At 47.5% G+C, this 18,727-nt stretch carries 9 protein-coding genes and 1 riboswitch; of the genes, 3 read left to right on the top strand and 6 right to left on the bottom strand.

What is annotated here, in order from left to right; genetic code table 11:
• The first annotated feature begins 944 nt into the window (after positions 1-944).
• Positions 945-5,507 (top strand): rhamnogalacturonan lyase family protein, encoded by a 4,563-nt coding sequence (locus T538_RS0112695; protein WP_031534222.1) that lies wholly within the window; start codon positions 945-947, stop codon positions 5,505-5,507.
• A 95-nt stretch (positions 5,508-5,602) separates the two neighbouring features.
• Positions 5,603-8,848 (top strand): exo-rhamnogalacturonan lyase family protein, encoded by a 3,246-nt coding sequence (locus tag T538_RS0112690; protein WP_031534220.1) that lies wholly within the window; start codon positions 5,603-5,605, stop codon positions 8,846-8,848.
• A gap of 1,311 nt (positions 8,849-10,159) precedes the next feature.
• On the opposite strand, the gene T538_RS0112685 is transcribed toward T538_RS0112690, so the two are convergent.
• The 5 genes from T538_RS0112685 to T538_RS0112660 form a co-directional block, all read right to left on the bottom strand.
• On the bottom strand, positions 10,160-11,368 hold the full coding sequence (locus T538_RS0112685) for a YncE family protein (RefSeq protein WP_031534218.1): 1,209 nt from the start codon (positions 11,366-11,368) through the stop codon (positions 10,160-10,162).
• Entirely contained in the window at positions 11,365-13,236 is a 1,872-nt protein-coding gene (locus tag T538_RS0112680) for a TonB-dependent receptor plug domain-containing protein (protein ID WP_031534216.1), read from the bottom strand. The genes T538_RS0112685 and T538_RS0112680 overlap by 4 nt, the downstream gene beginning before the upstream one ends.
• Positions 13,237-13,249: 13 nt before the next feature.
• Positions 13,250-14,566, bottom strand: coding sequence for a hypothetical protein (locus tag T538_RS17255; protein WP_034539139.1), 1,317 nt, complete (start codon positions 14,564-14,566; stop codon positions 13,250-13,252).
• Positions 14,563-14,943 carry a hypothetical protein gene (locus tag T538_RS0112665; protein WP_031534214.1) on the bottom strand — a complete coding sequence of 127 codons (381 nt, stop codon included), beginning with the start codon at positions 14,941-14,943 and terminating at the stop codon, positions 14,563-14,565. Before T538_RS0112665 ends, T538_RS17255 begins: the two co-directional genes overlap by 4 nt.
• A gap of 102 nt (positions 14,944-15,045) precedes the next feature.
• Entirely contained in the window at positions 15,046-15,918 is an 873-nt protein-coding gene (locus tag T538_RS0112660) for a DUF4465 domain-containing protein (protein WP_031534212.1), read from the bottom strand.
• Positions 15,919-16,067: 149 nt separating this feature from the next.
• A riboswitch (cobalamin riboswitch) is annotated at positions 16,068-16,270 on the bottom strand.
• Positions 16,271-16,389: 119 nt separating this feature from the next.
• On the opposite strand from T538_RS0112660, the gene dnaK reads away from it, so the two are divergent.
• Positions 16,390-18,327: a molecular chaperone DnaK gene (dnaK, locus tag T538_RS0112655; protein ID WP_255347271.1), complete on the top strand. Its 1,938-nt coding sequence runs from the start codon at positions 16,390-16,392 to the stop codon at positions 18,325-18,327.
• 131 nt (positions 18,328-18,458) lie between these two features.
• Here dnaK and T538_RS19010 read toward each other — a convergent pair.
• The coding region (locus T538_RS19010) for a hypothetical protein (RefSeq protein WP_231497097.1) at positions 18,459-18,727 on the bottom strand (269 nt) is incomplete at its 5' end.

The following is an 18,727-nucleotide window of genomic DNA, read 5'->3' as shown; positions in this document are numbered from 1 at the left end:
CATCGTGATAACTTCTTAAAGGGTTAATAACTAAAGTTCAGACTATAGCCAAAGCCTTCCTCGACTTCACTCTTGTCGGACACTGCATCGTCCAGCGACGTGCTACGATTCTATGTTCAGACTCTAAAGACTTTAAAAGGAGGGCGGACGAAGGTCTTGCTAACGATATAGTCAGACGGCTTACCTAGCGACACAATGCTCTCGCCCTCCACGGCCACAATCTCTAGCGAAACTACAAAATTGTTGCCGCATGAACTAAATTTATACGATGTTTAACATCGGACATTTAGAACATTATCTATAATCCGATGCAAAGGTAAGAGCGACCGTAGGTCGAGCGGCAAATTCGGCTTAACATTGGCTTCTTACTAACCACAATTGCTACATTGTCAATTTCCAGTTAAGAGTTATCCTATTACGATTCCCAACCATTAGCCTTTATAAGTTAGTTCTTCCCTATACCTTCCGGCTTGCTTTGATATACCCACGATGTACCTACAATGTACCTTGAATCTACCTACCTTCTTGCTACCTTCTTGCTACCTTCTTCCTACCCACTATTTTGTATTTACCAAAAGAGTAATTCGTGTTGTAATTGTTCTTTATAAGCCCTCGATAATTATGAAAGCAATTTTGAATTCTGAATTATGAATTGTCAATTGTCCATTGTTCATTGTCAATTCTGAATTTTCAACTCCCTTGTTTATGGTAAAACAGATTACTATCTGTTCTCAAAAAGAGTACATCAACACAACTTTGCTTGCGCATCTCACAAGTCGGTAAACTGCCAAAAACATGTTACTCGTACATCACAAAAATGCGTTATTAGCGCGTCTTTTGCAAAAAAATAAACTATTTTTGAAACATTTGTGTACGCTTTGTTTTGTTTAAAATTTTATATTTGCAAAGTTATTAATACTAAACACTAACAATATAATCTAAATATGCATAAAAAACTGATTTCTGTCTTGCTGCTTGCAACAATGCTTTCGGGCAGCGCACAGGCACAGCGTATAACCGACAAACTCGACCGCGGTCTTGTTGCTGTGCAGACAACGGGCGGCGTTTATTGCTCGTGGCGAATAAATGCCGAGGAGTATTACGATGTTTCATACAACATATATCGCGACGGCGTGCTGCTTAACAGTACACCGCTCAAGGTATCAAACTATACCGATGCCGGCGGCTCGGCAAGCAGCACATACACTATTAAGGCTGTTGTGCGTGGAAAAGAGCAGGCTGCGAGCAAGGCTGTCGGAGTATTGGCAAATGCTTGGAAGGAGATTAAGCCAAAGCACGATGCCTCGCTTAAGTCTACATATATTCCGAACGATGCCTGCTGTGCCGATGTAGATGGCGACGGCGAGGTCGAAATTCTGCTGAAATACGACAATCAGAGCGAGATTAACGCAAGTTATCCGCGCGCTGGATACAACGGCGAATATTCGCTGTTCGAGTGTTTGAAGCAAGACGGTAAGGTGCTGTGGTGGGTGAACTGCGGTCCGAACATGGGCGACTTCCAGAACAACGAGCAGAATATCGTTGCATACGACTGGGACGGCGACGGAAAGGCAGAAGCTGTGTTCCGTGCAGCCGACGGCACAACAATACACATGGCCGACGGCACAACATACGTTGTGGGCGATGCCAGCAAGAACTACCGTGCGGCAACTGGCGGTGGAACAAACTGGTTTATGCACGACGGCGCAGAATATCTGCTCTATGTCGATGGCGCGACAGGAAAGCCATACCAGTGCGTGGAATATCCGCTGAAGCGTCTTGAAAGTGGTGAGACAGACCTCAAAAAGGCTTGGGGCGACGACTACGGCCATCGTTCAACAAAGCACTTTTTCGGTGCACCTTATCTCGACGGCAAGAAACCAAGCATCTTCTTGGGCAGAGGAATCTATACACGCCACAAGTTTATAGCGTATGATGTTAATCCGACAACTCACGAACTTGTTGAGCGTTGGAGATGGACCAACAATCAGGCAGGTTCGCCTTGGTACGGACAGGGTTATCACAATTACTGCATTGCCGATGTAGATTGGGACGGACGCGACGAGATTGTTTGGGGCTCGATGGTGATTGACGACAACGGAAAAGGCTTGTCAACAACCGGATTGGGACATGGCGATGCACAGCATGTTGGCGACTTCAATCCTTACAAGCACGGACAGGAGTTTTTTGCCTGCAACGAGGATTTGCCAGACAACAACTATCGTGATGCAACTACATCGAAGATTTACTATCGCCAGACAAGCACAAACGATGACGGACGTTCATTGTGCGGTAACTTCTCGAACGATTTTCCGGGCTCGATAGGAAAGAGCGGACATGATACGCCTATCAGCACCGTAACAAACGACCATGTTGACGGAATGACCGAGACGGGAATGACCGTAAACTTCCGCATCTATTGGGACGGCGATTTGCTTGAAGAGCCTGTTAATGGCGTAACAATATACAAATACGGCGTAGGTACGTTGCAGACACTTACTGGAGCATACTCAAACAACGACTCAAAGAATACGCCTTGCTATCAGGGCGATATCTTCGGCGACTGGCGCGAAGAGGTGATAATGCGCACGGCAGACAATAACATTCGCATATACACAACAACAATTCCTACCGAAAACCGTAACTACTCGCTGTGGTACGACCATCAGTACCGCAATGCTATGGTATGGCAGATGTGCGGATATAATCAGCCGCCTCACGCAAGTTATTTCTTGGGCGAACTGGAGGGCATAACTATTGCTCCACCGCCATTGACAACAACAGGACGCGAGGAGATTGCCAACGGCGGAACAATCTCGTCGGCACAGAACGACAAGCATATTCTTGTTAGCGAGAATGCCGATGCTAAGGTTACTGTTCAGAGTGGTGCACAGCCTTACATCGCAACATTCAACGTGCCTACTTGGGTGCAGGGAAATGCGCCAAGCGAGGCAACAGGGAAGAATTATGGAATAACAACCACAACATACAAACTCGATGTGCTTGGCTCAGGATTCAGTGGAAGCACTCGTCTTGTAAAGCAGGGTGATGGAATCCTTAACTTGCCAGCCGTTGAGCAGACTTACAGCGGCTCTACCGACGTTTGGGCTGGAACGCTCAACTTCGACGGTACGATGCCAAACAGCCGTGTATGGCTCAATCGCTTTGCCGTGCTCAACTCAAAGGGAACATTCGGCAAGGCTATCGAGATGGACTATGCTTCTGAACTCCGTCCTGCCGGCAAGGATGTTAAGGGCACGGTTGCAGCCGACAGCCTCATCCTTAACTTCGGTTCGAGAGTGGTGTTCGATGTGTATTCATCAGACATGACATCGGATGTTGTAAAGGCAAATGTTCTGAAGATAGAGAAGAAAGACTGGAAAAACGGTCCTGAATACAGCACTCCGGTATTCCAGATTGATGCTCATATTCTCAGCGGTTCTAAGAAACTTCCTGCCGGAAAATATCTTCTTGGCGAGATTGGCAAGATTGACGGTGACATCAAGAATATCGTAGTAGAGGGAATTGATTACAATAAATTTGCGCTTGCTTACGAGGACGGAAAACTCTATCTTGACGTTAAGAACTCGCGAGAGCAGGCAGATGTTACATGGATTGGCGATAAGTCCGGCACATGGGACAATCAGGAAACCGATAACTTCTACAACGGAGCAACAGGCAAGAGCGATGTATTCGTTCAACTCGACAATGTTGTGATAGATGACAATGCAAAGGCTACAAACATCGTTTTGGAGGGCAAACAGGCTCCAAATTCATTGACTTTTGCAAACAATGAGAAGAACATCGTTATTACCGGCGATGCTTTGGTTGGCGATGCTAACGTAACAAAGAACGGAAGTGGTACTGTTACGCTGAACAATGCTAATAAATACAGCGGAACAACAACGATAAACGGCGGTAAACTGATTGTTGGCTCTCTTGCTTCTAATATCGGCATCGACTTCGGAGCACTTGGCGGCGTTGATAATGTTGTTTCTATCAGCAACAAGGCTACGCTTGCCGTGAATGAGTCTATGTCGTTGTCTCAGCCATTGATGATTGGCAACGGCGGTGCTGCAATCGAGGTGGCAAGCGAAAAGACACTTGAGGTTGACTCTAAGATTTCGAAGGCAACATCAAACAACGTGGCTCTTGTGAAGGACGGGGCTGGTATTCTGAAACTGAACGGCGCGACTGTTGCTTACGACAGTCTGATTGTAAATTCTGGAACTGTCTACGATTTCGGCGATGTTCATTTCTCAGGAAAGACTATTGTGCTGAACGGCGGAACGCTTCAGTACAACAATAGCATCTATGGCGACTTTACAGATAACGTTAACTTAATTGTACCAAAGGGCAAGACCGCTACGTTCTATCCTGACGGAAAATGTAACTATACTGGTAAACTGACAGGTGAGGGTACACTGAATGTTTACGCTACATGGGTGCGCTGTGCTTTCGCTGGCAACTGGAGCGAGTTTACAGGAACGATAAAGGTTTATCAGGGTGCAAAGAACACTTATGACCCAACGTTCGACTTTAACAATACTTACGGAATTGGCAAGGCTACGCTTAACATTGCAAGTAATGCAACAGTCTATACCAACGGTAAGAACTTTGCAATTGGTGCGCTCACAGGTTCTGGAACAATCACAAATACAGGATATTGGGGTTCTTCGGTAAATACTCTTACTATAGGTGGAAAGAATATTGATTTCTCTTACTCAGGAAAGATTGAAGGTTGCCGAGTAACAAAAGAAGGTACTGGAAGATGGACAGTTGCTTCTGATGAAACTCTTAGTAAAGCTGGCGAGTTGAGAGTTAATAGCGGAGTATTATTCTTGAATAATACAAAAACTACAGCATCGATGACTGGTAGCGGAGCAACATATATAAATAAAAATGCTGTGCTCGAAGGAAATGGTGTTGCAAAATTGCTTTATGTATACGGAACTCTTACTCCGGGTAATACAAAGAACGCTGTCCAGAGTGGAGAAATACGAACTCTTGATAATTTGAATGCGTTTGCTGGTTCTAATGTTAATTTGTTTATTGTTAACAGTTATCAGTATGCTACAAGTCGTTCATACATAACTTGTGATGGAACACTCACGCTTAACGGAACGGTAAATATTACATATCGAAATGGTTGGAAACCAAAGGTTGGTGACGAGGTAATTCTATGGACAGCGGCTAAGGGATTCTCTGGAAATCCAACTATAAATCTCCAGCCGCTTCCTGAAGGCTTAGCATGGGATACATCAGAACTCTTGTCTGCAACCGGTAAACTCAAGGTAGTTGCTGCTACATCTGTAAACAAGATTGCTGCCGATGCCGAAGTTGAGTGCAGCGTTATCACTCTTGCTGGCGTTAAGGTTGCCGAGTTCAAGTCTACAAAGGCTAATGTCGAGGCTGCTGCCAAGGCTGCTGGTTTGGAGCGTGGCTCATACATAGTTAGTATGAAGAGTGCATCGGCTGTTGAGAACATCAAACTGATGATTAAGTAAGTCGATTCTGAAAGACAAATCGAAACAAAAATAGGTACAGATAGCCCGGAGCCTGTGCTCTGGGCTATTTTTTTAACAACATTAAGATAAAAGGAATGAGGAATTTTTTGTTTGTTATTCTGGCAATGCTGCAAACGGCGGTGTTTGCGCAGAATCTGCAGGACAAATGGACTGTCGAGGCTGAATCGCCCGACACACGCGTGGTCTTGCAGTCCGACGGAGTGATTGATATGCTCTCGCCCAAAGGTCTGACTTTGTGGTACAACGAGCGCATGTCTGGCGACGTGGTTATAGAATACGACGCTCAGGTGGTGAATAACAGGGCTGATGGCGAGCGTACAAGTGACCTTAACTGCTTCTGGATGGCGCAAGACCCGAAGAATCCGGATAACATCTTCAAGCGTCTTGAATGGCGTGGCGGCGTGTTCCTGAAGAGTTACTCGCTTCAGCTTTATTATCTCGGCTTCGGAGGAAACAGCAATACCACAACGCGATTCCGCAAGTACGACGGTGACGAGCGTGGCATTAAGGACGAGAAATATCGCCCTGCCATTCTGAAAGAATATAAGGACGAGAAGCATCTTCTGAAGCCAAACCACTGGTATCACATCAAACTTGTGAGCCAGAAGGGTAGGGTGAAATATTTTATCGACGGAGAGTGTCTCGTTGATTTTGCAGACAAGCAACTCACATCGGGCTGGTTCGGATTCAGAACGACATGGTCGCACACGCAGCTGAAAAACTTCAGGTACACAGCCAAAGGCAAGGCTTTCTCGGCTGATAAAGTCGCGTTGAACTGGATTGGCACAGACAAGTACGCTATTCCAACGGCAACGACATGGGGCGTGCCTTTCGACAAGGGCGAGGTGAAGCACGGCACTCAGTTCGAACTTCAGACTTCCGAAGGAAATGTACCGCTCGACTGCTACACGCTGGCTTACTGGCCAGACGGCTCGGTCAAGTGGGGCGGATTTGCAGGAGTCGTTCCTGCTGGGGCTGACAGACTGAGCATCGTGAAAAGCGCGAAGAAACAGACTTCTGCTCAACTCACGGTAAAGAAGAACGGTGGCTCGATAAACGTGAACACTGGCGTTTTGGAGGTTGAGTTTGCCGACGGCTCTGACGCTTTGCTGAACCACATGATTCTGAAGGGACAGAAGGTGGCAGGAAAGGCATCGCTCGTCTGCTCGCTGAAGAAAACGCTCTCGGCAAACGCCACATCGGTAACGACCGAAAACGACATATACAACAGTTCTGTAGAGAAGATAGAGATAGAAAGGCAAGGTAATCTGGCTGCCGTGATAAAGGTTAGCGGAAAGCATCAGCGCGAAGGGCGCAAATGGCTGCCGTTCGTTGTCCGTTTCTACTTTTACGCTGGCAGCGAACAGGTTAAGATGGTTCACACCATTGTTTACGACGGCGACCAAGACAAGGATTTCATTAGCTCGCTCGGACTTCAGTTCGAAGTGCCGATGCGCGAGGCTTTGTATAACCGCAGCGTAGCGTTCTCTACCGGCAACGGCGGAGTGTGGGCAGAGCCTGTGCAGCCGCTGGTAGGCAGAAGAGTGCTGGGCGCAACCGGACCGAAGGGCAAGAATCTTCCGAAGGAGAACTATCAGCAGATGCAGATGGACGGCGTGCGTGTGCCTGAGGCTGAGACATTCGACCAGAAAGGGCAGTTCCTGATTAAAAACTGGGCTTCGTGGGGCAACTATCGTCTTAGTCAGACGCAGGCTAACGGCTTTTCCATCCGCAAGCAGACAAACGGCGAGCATCCGTGGATTGGCACGTTCAACGGGTATCGCGCCGACGGATTCGTGTTTGCTGGCGACCTTACAGGCGGATTGGGCGTGTCTCTTCAGGATTTCTGGCAGTCGTATCCGTCTACTCTGGAGGTATCGAACGCTCGCGATTCGGTGGCATTGCTGAAGGTGTGGCTGTGGAGTCCAGAGAGCGAGGCGATGGATTTGCGCCACTACGACGACCACGCGCACGACCTTGAGGCAAGTTACGAGGATGTTCTGCCAGGCATGAGCACTCCTACGGGAATAGGTCGCACAAGTACGCTGATTCTCTTCCCGATGGCGGCATATCCCGGAAAATCGCGTATTGCCGACTATGCTCGCACCGGCTCAAAGATTCCGCAGCTTATCTGCTCGCCCGAATATCTGCATGCTAAGCGCGCCTTTGGAGTATGGAGTCTGCCAAGTAGTAAGGGCGGAAAGATTGCCGATGTTGAAAAGCGTCTGGACGATTATATCGAATATTACAAACATGCCATTGATGAGCACGGCTGGTACGGATTCTGGAACTATGGCGATGTGATGCATGCCTACGACCCTGTGCGTCACGAATGGCGATACGATGTTGGCGGATATGCGTGGGATAATACTGAGTTGGCAAGCAATATGTGGCTGTGGTACAACTTCTTGCGCAGCGGTCGTTCGGACATCTGGGACATGGCGGTGGCAATGACGCGCCACACAAGCGAGGTCGATGTGTATCACCTTGGCGAATATGCCGGACTTGGAAGCCGTCACAACGTTAGTCACTGGGGATGCGGATGCAAGCAGGTGCGAATAGCGCAGTCGGCTTGGCATAGATTCTTCTACTATCTCACGGGCGATGAGCGCACAGGTGAGTTGATGGAGGACGAGCTCGACTCGGATTACACGCTGCTTACCCTCGACCCAATGCGTTTTGCCGACCCTCGCACGGCTGACTGTACTGCTCCTGCGCGAATAAGCATCGGTCCTGACTGGCTTGGCTACGCGTGCAACTGGATGACTCACTGGGAGCGTTTCCGCGACAACAAGTATCGCGACAAGATTATAACCGGAATGAAGAGCATCTCGGCTCTGCCGTCGGGCATCTTTACTGGTCCTATAGCCCTAGGCTACGACCCTAAGACTGGCGTTATCTCGAAGGAAGGCGATATGTCTCAGCAGGCTACGAGTCACCTTATGACGATTATGGGCGGCTTTGAGGTGATGAACGAGATGATGGAGATGATAAAGTTGCCTGAATGGGAGAAAACGTGGCTCGACTTTGCTACGCGATACAAGGAAATGGCTTACAAGACAAGGCGCAACAAATTCCGCATTGCGCGTCTGATGGCATACGCTGCGGCGCACGGCGACAAGGAGAAGGGTCGTGAGGCTTGGCAAGATTTGATTCGCGATGGCAACAATCTGAAGCCTCTGAAAGTAAATATCCTTCAGCAACCCGAAGTGCCGAACGAGCGTCACGAGGCTCCCGAGGTAAACACTAACGATGTTTCGACATGGAGTCTTGATGCAATTTACATGCTCGAGGTCTGCCCTGAGTTAATCGATAAGTAAAGTTGAAAATATTGAGGCGTGGCAATTCCGATTGTCACGCCTCAATTATATCAGGACTTGTCATTTGTCAATTACTGATACCAAGAAGGATCGAATTTATACTTGTAAACTTGTTTTTTGACGATTTAGTGGCTATATTTGCCTTTAAAGTAAGATGGCAGAAAGTTGATACCAGAAGTTAGGTAACTGGGTGATGAGAGAAATCCTTCATGTATCGTGGGTTCAAATCCCTCCGCTTTCTGCCTCTTACAGAAATAAGGAGTAAGGTTAACATCCCCGACACCTTTCCGGGGTTAATTGTCAATGCCTTACTCTTTTTTGGGGCTAATTACGACTCTTACTTTCGTCTTGCTATCCCCTTGCTACTATCTTCCTACCTTCTTGCTACCTTCTTGCTACCTTCTTCCTACTATCTTGCTACCTACTTCCTTCTGGCTTCCTTGAACATACCCTTAATGTTGCTTCATCGTACCTTGGACGTACCTTGCCACTATTTTGTATTTACCAGAAGAATAAATCCATCATAAATTGTTCCCCCGTTCTGCCGAATTTGTAATTTGGCAGAAAATAAAATCGGGAATTTGCCGCTCGAACTCCGTTCGCTTGCTACCGAAGGGACGCAAGAATTCCCACCGCTGAAAAAGATGTCGTTATTCGCATGACATCTTGTCGCTTTGCGACAATGGGAGTTACAAACTCCCGTTTAGTGATGCTGCCGAATTCGGAAATTCGGCAGAACCAACTTTGTTTTTCCATAAGAACAGCAGCTTTTGTACCTGTCGTTTAGACACATGTTTAGCCAATTGACTAAAACTACCATAGACGCTGAAGGCGTCTCCGCTTAGTAACCGTAGGTCGGAACGACCTGCGGAATAGAACTCATAAAAGGCAAGCACTCTGAAAGAGTGCCCCATCAGTTGCAATGGGCGACCGCTTTCAGGGTCGATGATGTTCGTGTCATTTTAGTCCGCAGATCCTACGGATGCTGCGGTTACTGCGGTTACTGAGAGGTGACGCTTTCAGCGTCATTCCGAATTCGCGTATGATTTGTGATTTGCAATCATTCATAGCTAACATATAGCCAACATATACCTTGCATATACCCTGCATATACCTTCCCTATACCTTCCCACTATTTTGTATTTCCAAAAAGAACAAATCCGTCGCAAATCGTCCCTTATTGGTTCCGAATCGTCAATTAGGAATTCTGAATTCTGAAATCCAGCCTTTTCAACTTTAAATTTTCAATTTTCAAGTTAAAAATTGTCAATTGTCAACTGCAATTATGAATTGTGAATTATGAATTCTGAATTAATAAACAACCTTCTTTCCCTTGTAAATATAGATTTGTCCTTTTGTAGGATTCGTCGTTCTTACGCCATGCAGATTGTAGAACGCATCGTCCAAGGCATCAGACAAAGTGTTTTGGATTCCTGTTCCGCTTGGTGGGAGAGCCAGAAAGTGAGCAGGCTGCAAATATGCCTTGAATTTGTTCTGCAACACGCCACTCTCGTTGTACTGATATACATAGCCAGCCGACTGGAATTCGTTTGCGTCTGAAACGTATATAAAGCCTGTGTAAGGGTTAAAATACAAATCGTACGGATTCTTCATCTTCTTAATGTCGCTGTCTATGCTGCCAATGCCTATGCCATCCGAAACGATGCCCGACTCGGGGTCGATTGTCTGTGGGCATATATCGTAACTATCGTTTATCTGCGAGAAGTTTGTGCCTATGCAGTAGAATTTACCGTTGTGGCTGCAATTTATTGTCGAGGCGAAATCGTACGTCACGAACGAGTAGTCGTCGCAGTTTAGAATGATGGTCTTCGGACCTATGCTCTCGTAGTTTCCAGCCGAGTTTATGCACAGGTATTTGCCGCATTGCGACATGCTTCCGAAGAGGTTGATGCACTCTGTGTCGATGTCTGTAATCTTCTGCATCGTTTCGGCATCAACAACCGATACGGTCGTTTCGTGACTGTGATTCTCCGTAACGGCATATCCGCCAGAGTTGGCAACGAACAGCTTGCCGTTGTACAGCGCAATTCCTTCGGGCTCGTAGCCAACCTCGCAGGTCTTTACAACCTCTTTCGTGTCGATGTTAATCTTTGCAACGTAGCCCTTTGTGTATTTCTCGCCGAGGGCGGTTGTGTGCGCATAGCTCGTAACGTACAGATAGCTGCCGTTCGAAGCCATCTTGCGGTTGTTCGGAACATTCTCCGTTGCGCCGCAGTCCTTGCCGTCGGCGGTGATGTACTGAATTATGTTCGATGTGTTCACGCAGATGGCAATCAGATTGTCGCGCAGATGAATGATGGCGTTCGGAGTGTCGCCAATCTTCTTTTTCGGATTCTGCTTCTGAAACCATTTGTTCGTTATCGTTGAGCCTTCTATCAGCGAAACCTGTCCGTCGTCCGAGTTCCAGATGCCTTCGTTCAGAAAGATGATTCTTTCCTGTGCCGTGGCAATAGTGAGGCTGATGACGGCTATTGCGAGAAAAATTAGTCTTTTAGTCATAATGCTTTGTTTTTGAAGAAGTATTTTATTGTGAATCTGAAGTTTCTGCTCGGCATCGGATAACGCTGGATAAGCTCGTAGCCATTGTCGCAGATGTCGTTCACCTCGGCCGAAATCAGGAAGTTGCGTATCGTCTTCGAAATCTTCAGGTCGAGGTTTGTGTAAGCCTTCAGAGGGTCGCCGAGGTCGTTCTCGTTGAGCCAATATCGTTTTCCGACGTACATGAACGACAATGCGCCCGACCATCCGCGGTATTGTGCCGACAGAACCGACGAGCACGAGAATTTAGGCGAGTAGGGGATAAGGTCGTTGTACGCGTCGCTCTCCTTGTCCGTTCTGTTGCGGTCGTCCTGAAACGATGCCGTGTTAAGAAGGTCTATACTGACATTTTTCGTGGTGTACAGAAGTTGCAGCGTTCCGTTTAGCCCGTAGCAGCGCGTCTTTCCAAAGTTGAGCATCGTCCAGTTTGTCGTTCCCTTCAGCGGAAGGGCAACGATTCGGTCGTCAATGCGGTTGTAGTATGCGTCGATTTGTATTTTCGTGCCGAAGGTGCTGCCCGTCAGCGTGTAGTCAGCCCCGATGTTAAGTTGCTTGGCATATTCGGGCTTCAGATTGCGGTTGCCCACTTGAACGTAGTAGAGGTCGTTGAGTGTCGGTGCTCTGAAAATCGATTTCCAGAAGCATCGCATCTGAAACTTGCCAAGCGTGTACGAGCCGTGAATCATTCCCGTTAGTTTCCGCAGCGGGTCGGCTTTCTTTGTGGTATGGTCGCTTACGTCGGTGTAGAGAAGCGTTCCCGAGAAGTGCGCGCCCTTCAGACTGTATCGTGCCGTGAACGACGATTTCAGATCTATGCGGTAAACGTAGTGGAAATAGGCAACGTCGCACACAAGGTCCGACCATCTGCCGTCTGCCGAGAGGCTGAGGCTCAGATTGTCGATAACCGGGTACGATGCCGTGGCAGATGCGTACACATCTTGCTGTGTGTAGTGATTGTTGTAGTGCATCGACACGTTCTCCTCGTAGTCGGCGTTGTAGTTCAGATAGTCGTAGGCATATCTCAGATTGAATTTCGTTGCCAGCTTGCCGAATCCGACTGATTTTGAGAGTTGTGCAAAGGTGTTGTTGTCCCATTCTCTCGCCACGTTGCTGAACTTGTCCGAAAGTCTTCTAACCACGCCGCCGGGAATTCCTCTTTCCGACGAGTAGTGATACAGATGTCCCTTGAATCCTTTGTAAAAGACCGAACTCTCTATTCTGAAGAACGTGATGTCGGAGTTGCGGCGGATGCCCGTCGTGTCTTCGTAGGCTGACTGATAGCGGAAGGGGTAGTCGCCGTCGGAATGGCAGAATTCGCCATCAACCGAAACAATGTTCCTAAAGTCGAAATGCCCCTGAACGCGGTTTGTGCCGAACGATGCGTTTGAGTAGCTTATGTTTCCGCCCGTTGTCTGAGGCTGGCGCGTTTGCAGATATACGGTCGATGCCGATGCATACTCGGATGCCGATTGCAGCATCTCCGTTTTGTTGCCGTTGTAAAGCGACACCGATTCCATGTTGGTGAGCGAATATTTGCCCAAGTCAACCTGACCGTTCTGTGCGTTTGTTATCCTTATTCCGTCTATGAACACGCCAACATGCTGTGCGCCCATCGAACGCACGTTTACCGTCTTTACGCCTCCCAGTCCGCCGTAATCCTTAATCTGTACGCCGGCAAAATACTTCAGCGCATCTGCCACCGTGGTGGTAGATACGAGCTGAAGTTGTTCGCCTTTCAGTTCCTGATACGGAGTCTGGCTTATCTTGGGTGCAGTAACAACCACGTTCGATAGCGACAGCAGCGTGTCTATTACAATCTCTGTTACCATTCAGATGGTTTGATTAGTACGACCAGTACCAATATCCGTTTTCAGGAACGGTTGGCTTGATGGAAGTATCGACCTTGATGAACTTTCCCGTAAGATGCAGGTCTTCGATTCCCCTAAACTCGCAAGAGTTCTCGCCGAGCATTCCTGCCTGATAGTGTATGGCAGTCTGCACTTTAACAAAGTCGATGTGGTCGAGGTTGGCAGGATTGCCATCTTCATCCACAGCCCAGTCTATGTCGATGCACGAGAGGTCGTTGTCGTTGGTGTAGGTGTCGCACATGCCGTATGCGCCTGTTCCGTAGTTCTTGCCCTCGGCAAGTGGAAAGCCCCATGCCTTAGGGTCGTTTACATAATAGTTGCTCACGCCGTCGGGCTTTGTAACTTGAGTGCCTACTGGCAGATATTCGCCCTTAATCACAATCTTGTCGCCGGCATATTCAGGCCAGTAAGACTGCTGGTGGAATGAGTTTTTAGGCTCGTAGCCTGAATGTCCGAGATTATCGGTCCACTTAATGTATTGTGCGAAGCTTGCTATTTTTGTGTCTTCGATTATCGTAACCTCATATTCGTTACCGTTCTTTACATAGTAAGTCTTGTCGTCCTTTGTTACGAGAACTGAACTTAACTCATCTTTTACAACATTTACCGAAGCGGTTTTACCGTTTGCCTGAAGATATGTTATCTTCTTGCCCTCGGCATATTCTTTTTCAGGCTTGTAGTATGTTATCTCGTAGTCGTGAATAGAGTAGTCGTACATGCCGTGCTTTATCAGATACCATTTCTTCGGATTGCCGTTCTCATCGGCTTGAGCCACATAGTAGATGCCCGGTTCTGACGAGCCAACGAAGGCATTGCCGTGTCCGCGGAAGTCGCATCCGTCGAAATTCTGGATAGGGTGGTCGAATCCGACTGTAACCGAGCCGCCCCATCCGCCAAGGTGAACCATGCTGCTTACCTTGCCAACAATCGAGTTGGCTACCGATGCAATGGCTGTCTCTTTTGTGCCGAGGTTATTTGGCAGAGTGTTGATAAACTGTCCCGGAGCAAGGTCTACGTCAATCACCTTCGAGATGTATGGGCTGAATGTTGCGGCTGTCTTCAGCCATTCAATCTGCTTTGCAAAATCCTTCGGAAGGGTAGGTACTTCCTTCACCACCTCTTTCTCAACCACTTCGGGCTGCCACTCCTCTTCGTTGGTGAAGGTTACTTCTTTTACTTTCTCTATTGGGAAAGAGTATGACTTATCGTCGGTTGTCTTTATAGTCCACGAACTTTGTGCGTAGGCTTGGTTGCCTGCCACGGCTAATATAGCAATGAGTAGTTTCTTCATTTTGCAATTTCTTTTGATGTTTTGTTACCTTTTTTGATGATGTAAATCTGTCCCGGAGTTACCGAGTTTATTTTGCGACCGTTGAGGTCGAAAATCTGACATTCGCCGCCATCAGCCTCAACAGAGCCGACTGTCGTTGTGCCCGAAAAGTCGTATTCCTGTGTCCTGATGCTTGCGATGTCGGCAATGTTGAGAGTCAGCACTTCGTTGCCCGATGTAAGCACAAGTTGTTTGTTGCTGTTGGTTGTCATAACCACATTGTCCTCGAAAGCCACAAACTTCTGCTCGCCGCTCTTGGTTGTCAGAACCACGGCATTGTCTGCCATGGCCGTAAGGCTTGCAAGGAGCATGGTTGCCGAAATTATTGTTTTGCGCATAGTCTTAAAATATTTTTTTGTTTCGATATGCTTTGGTAGAAGAAAAATGAGTACAGATGCCTCATCGGTTAGAGAGACATCTGTACTTCGTGAGAATAGTTTTTATTTCAGTTCAACGCCGCTTGCGCTGAATTTTCTTCCGTTCTTGTAGATTACAAGTTTTCCGTTCTCGTATTTCTTGACAGCAGGAGCGAACATGTCAGCCTCAACGCTATTGATGCCTGTTGCTTCGTTTGGAACGAACTTGGCATACTCTGTGTTCTTCTCTGGAGCAATGCCGCCAAAATCGTCCATGCAGAAATATGCAGGAGTGTTCATCCACATAGACGTATTATCGGTACAGCTCATTGAGAACTTGATGCTCTTAACCTTGCCAAGAGAGGTGAGGTCAACCCAACGCCAGTCTTTTACGCAAACCCAGTTGCCGGCTTCGGTGCAGTCTACAAGCATCTGGTCAACAGTTCCTGTAACCTCGCCGTTAGCGTCATATCCTGTCATTGTCAGTTTAAAATAGTCGCCCTGACCGAATATCTTTGATGGGTTGTATCCGTATTTTACTGCATAAGCGGTGTATGTTGTGTTGCAAACCCAGAAACCGCTTACTGTTGCTTCTTCTGGCAGGCTTACTTCATTACTGGCTGAGGAGATTGTTTCTAAATAAAAAACGGCATAATTGTTTCCGTTCTTTGCGCCGCTTGCTGTTGACTGATAAGGCTTTGTGTAGCCTGTACCGTCAGTATTCTTGTTGTTGCTTACAACGAAGTTTGAATAGTAGTCATAACCATAGGCATTACTATAGTATGTTCCGAATGTGTAACCGCCAGAAGTCCAAGAGTTTTCTCCTTCTTTTGTTGTGTTGCCCCAAAAGGACTCCTCGGCATCAATTTTGATGTCTTCGAATGTTGCGGTTGCAACCTGTGCGTGTGCCTGCATGGCAACAAACACAGCAAGTACAGATGTAAAAAATTTACTCATAAGCTAATAATTATTATGTTTGTTAAAAAAATAATGTTTGTGTGCAGTATCATAATTATACAACAATCCCTATGGCCCAATTCGCATCGAGCCTTCATCTTGGTATAGTGCATTGCCTGAATCATGCCGTCCGTAATCCCGCAGACATCACAATTCGTGGAGTGCAAGGCAGGTCTTCTGACTCGTTCCAGCAGTCCAACACCTTCCCGCCGAACGCGACAGTGGCTTTTTTGTTGGCTGTTATAAGGAACTTACAGCAGCGGGTACTGTTGCCGGTTTGCACGGCATTCCCTTTTAATCGGCGGCACACATTATAATAGTGGTGTCCCGAACCTCGAACCCGGCGCAAAGTTACATTATATATTCTTATTGCCAAAGAAAAATAAGAAAAACTGACATTTTTGTCATATTTATTGTCAGTAAATCTGATTTTGGCACGCGGTTTGCAAAAGTCAAAGTGCGAAAATAAAAATTCATTTATTAACAGAAAATAAAAAAAACAAAGATATGGGAAAAATTATCGGTATTGACTTGGGAACAACTAATAGCTGTGTCTCAGTATTCGAAGGCAACGAGCCAGTAGTAATCGCTAACAGCGAGGGTAAGAGAACAACTCCGTCAATCGTGGCATTTGTTGATGGCGGCGAGCGTAAGGTGGGCGATCCTGCCAAGCGTCAGGCTGTAACAAACCCACAGAAGACAATCTTCTCTATCAAGCGCTTCATGGGCGAGACTTACGATCAGGTTCAGAAAGAGGTTACTCGCGTTCCTTACAAGGTTGCTAAGGGTGAAAACAATACTCCACGTGTTGACATCGACGGCCGTCTTTACACTCCACAGGAGATTTCAGCAATGATTCTTCAGAAGATGAAGAAGACTGCCGAGGACTATCTTGGTCAGGAAGTTACCGAGGCTGTCATCACAGTTCCTGCTTACTTCTCAGACTCACAGCGTCAGGCAACTAAGGAGGCTGGTCAGATTGCAGGTCTTGATGTTAAGCGTATCGTAAACGAGCCAACGGCTGCCGCTCTTGCATACGGTATCGACAAGGCAAACAAGGATATGAAGATTGCCGTGTTCGACCTTGGTGGTGGTACATTCGATATCTCAATCCTTGAGTTCGGTGGCGGTGTGTTCGAGGTTCTTTCAACAAACGGTGATACTCACCTTGGTGGTGACGACTTCGACCAGGTAATCATCGACTGGTTGGTTCAGGAGTTCAAGAACGACGAGGGCGCAGACCTTTCTGCCGACCCAATGGCAATGCAGCGTTTGAAAGAGGCTGCTGAGAAGGCTAAGATTGAGTTGTCTTCTTCTACTTCAACAGAAATCAACCTGCCTTACATCACAGCCGTAGGCGGTGTGCCAAAGCACTTGGTTAAGACTCTGACTCGTTCTAAGTTCGAGCAGTTGGCTCACAACTTGATTCAGGCTTGTCTTGTTCCTTGCCAGAATGCAATAAAGGATGCTGACATCAGCACATCAGATATCGACGAGGTTATCCTTGTTGGTGGTTCATCACGTATCCCAGCCGTTCAGGCATTGGTTAAGGACTTCTTCGGCAAAGAGCCTTCAAAGGGCGTAAACCCAGACGAGGTGGTAGCCGTAGGTGCTTCTATTCAGGGTGCAATCCTTAACAAAGAGGGTGGTGTAGGCGACATCGTTCTTCTTGATGTTACTCCGCTTTCAATGGGTATCGAGACTCTCGGTGGCGTGATGACAAAGCTTATCGATGCCAACACAACAATCCCTTGCAAGAAGAGCGAGACATTCTCTACTGCTGCCGACAACCAGACAGCCGTAACAATCCGTGTTCTTCAGGGCGAGCGTCCGATGGCAAACGACAACAAGCAGATTGGTATCTTCAACCTTGAGGGTATTGCTCCTGCACGTCGCGGTGTGCCACAGATCGAGGTTTCGTTCGACATCGATGCCAACGGTATCCTTAAGGTTTCTGCAAAGGATAAGGCAACAGGCAAGGAGCAGCAGATTAGAATCGAGGCTTCTTCAGGCTTGAGCCAGGAGGAAATCGACCGCATGAAGGCTGAGGCTGAGGCTAACGCAGATGCCGACAAGAAGGAGCGCGAGAAGATTGACAAGCTTAATCAGGCTGACTCAATGATTTTCCAGACAGAGAACATGTTGAAGGAGAGCGGCGACAAGCTTCCAGCCGACGTTAAGAACGAGGTTGAGACAGCCCTCAACAAGTTGAAGGATGCTCACAAGGCACAGGATCTTGCAGCTATCGACGCAGCAACAGCCGAGCTTAACAACGCTGCACAGAAGATGTACGCTGCAGCTCAGCAGGCAGGTCCTCAGCCGGGAGCACAGGCTGGACCAAATCCGGGCGCAGGCTCATCTTCTGCCAAGGATGATGTTCAGGATGCCGACTTCGAGGAAGTGAAGTAAATTAACAAATAAGGACATACTAAAAACAAATAGCGTGTGGCTCAATGAGCTACACGCTATTTTTTGTGTTCGCCCAGCATGGGCATACTCTAACGGGTGCAAGTCCCCAAGCCGCCCTGATAACGGGAAGGCTACAGCCAAAGACAAGGGTGTCCGTGGCGACGCGGAATCTGAAGGAAGTCTGAGTCAAACATCTGCTCTGATGCACAAGAACATGATATAAGGCCGGTGCAAGTGTGGTGAGTCTGCACAAGAAGACAAAGCCCAATAGTTATCCGGAACTTGCAAAGGTAAATCATGCAGAGATAAGATGGAAAGAGTATGTTCTTAACTGGGGAGGTCTCACGGACGCGGCAACCCGACAAGTCATATGAAACTCGGAGCCGCGGAGTAACGCTTG

This window comes from Bacteroides sp. Ga6A2 (genome assembly GCF_000702225.1).
Classification (GTDB): domain Bacteria; phylum Bacteroidota; class Bacteroidia; order Bacteroidales; family Bacteroidaceae; genus Ga6A1.
The sequence above is the reverse complement of the archived record's forward strand: the minus strand, read 5'-3'. Positions and strand labels throughout refer to the sequence as shown.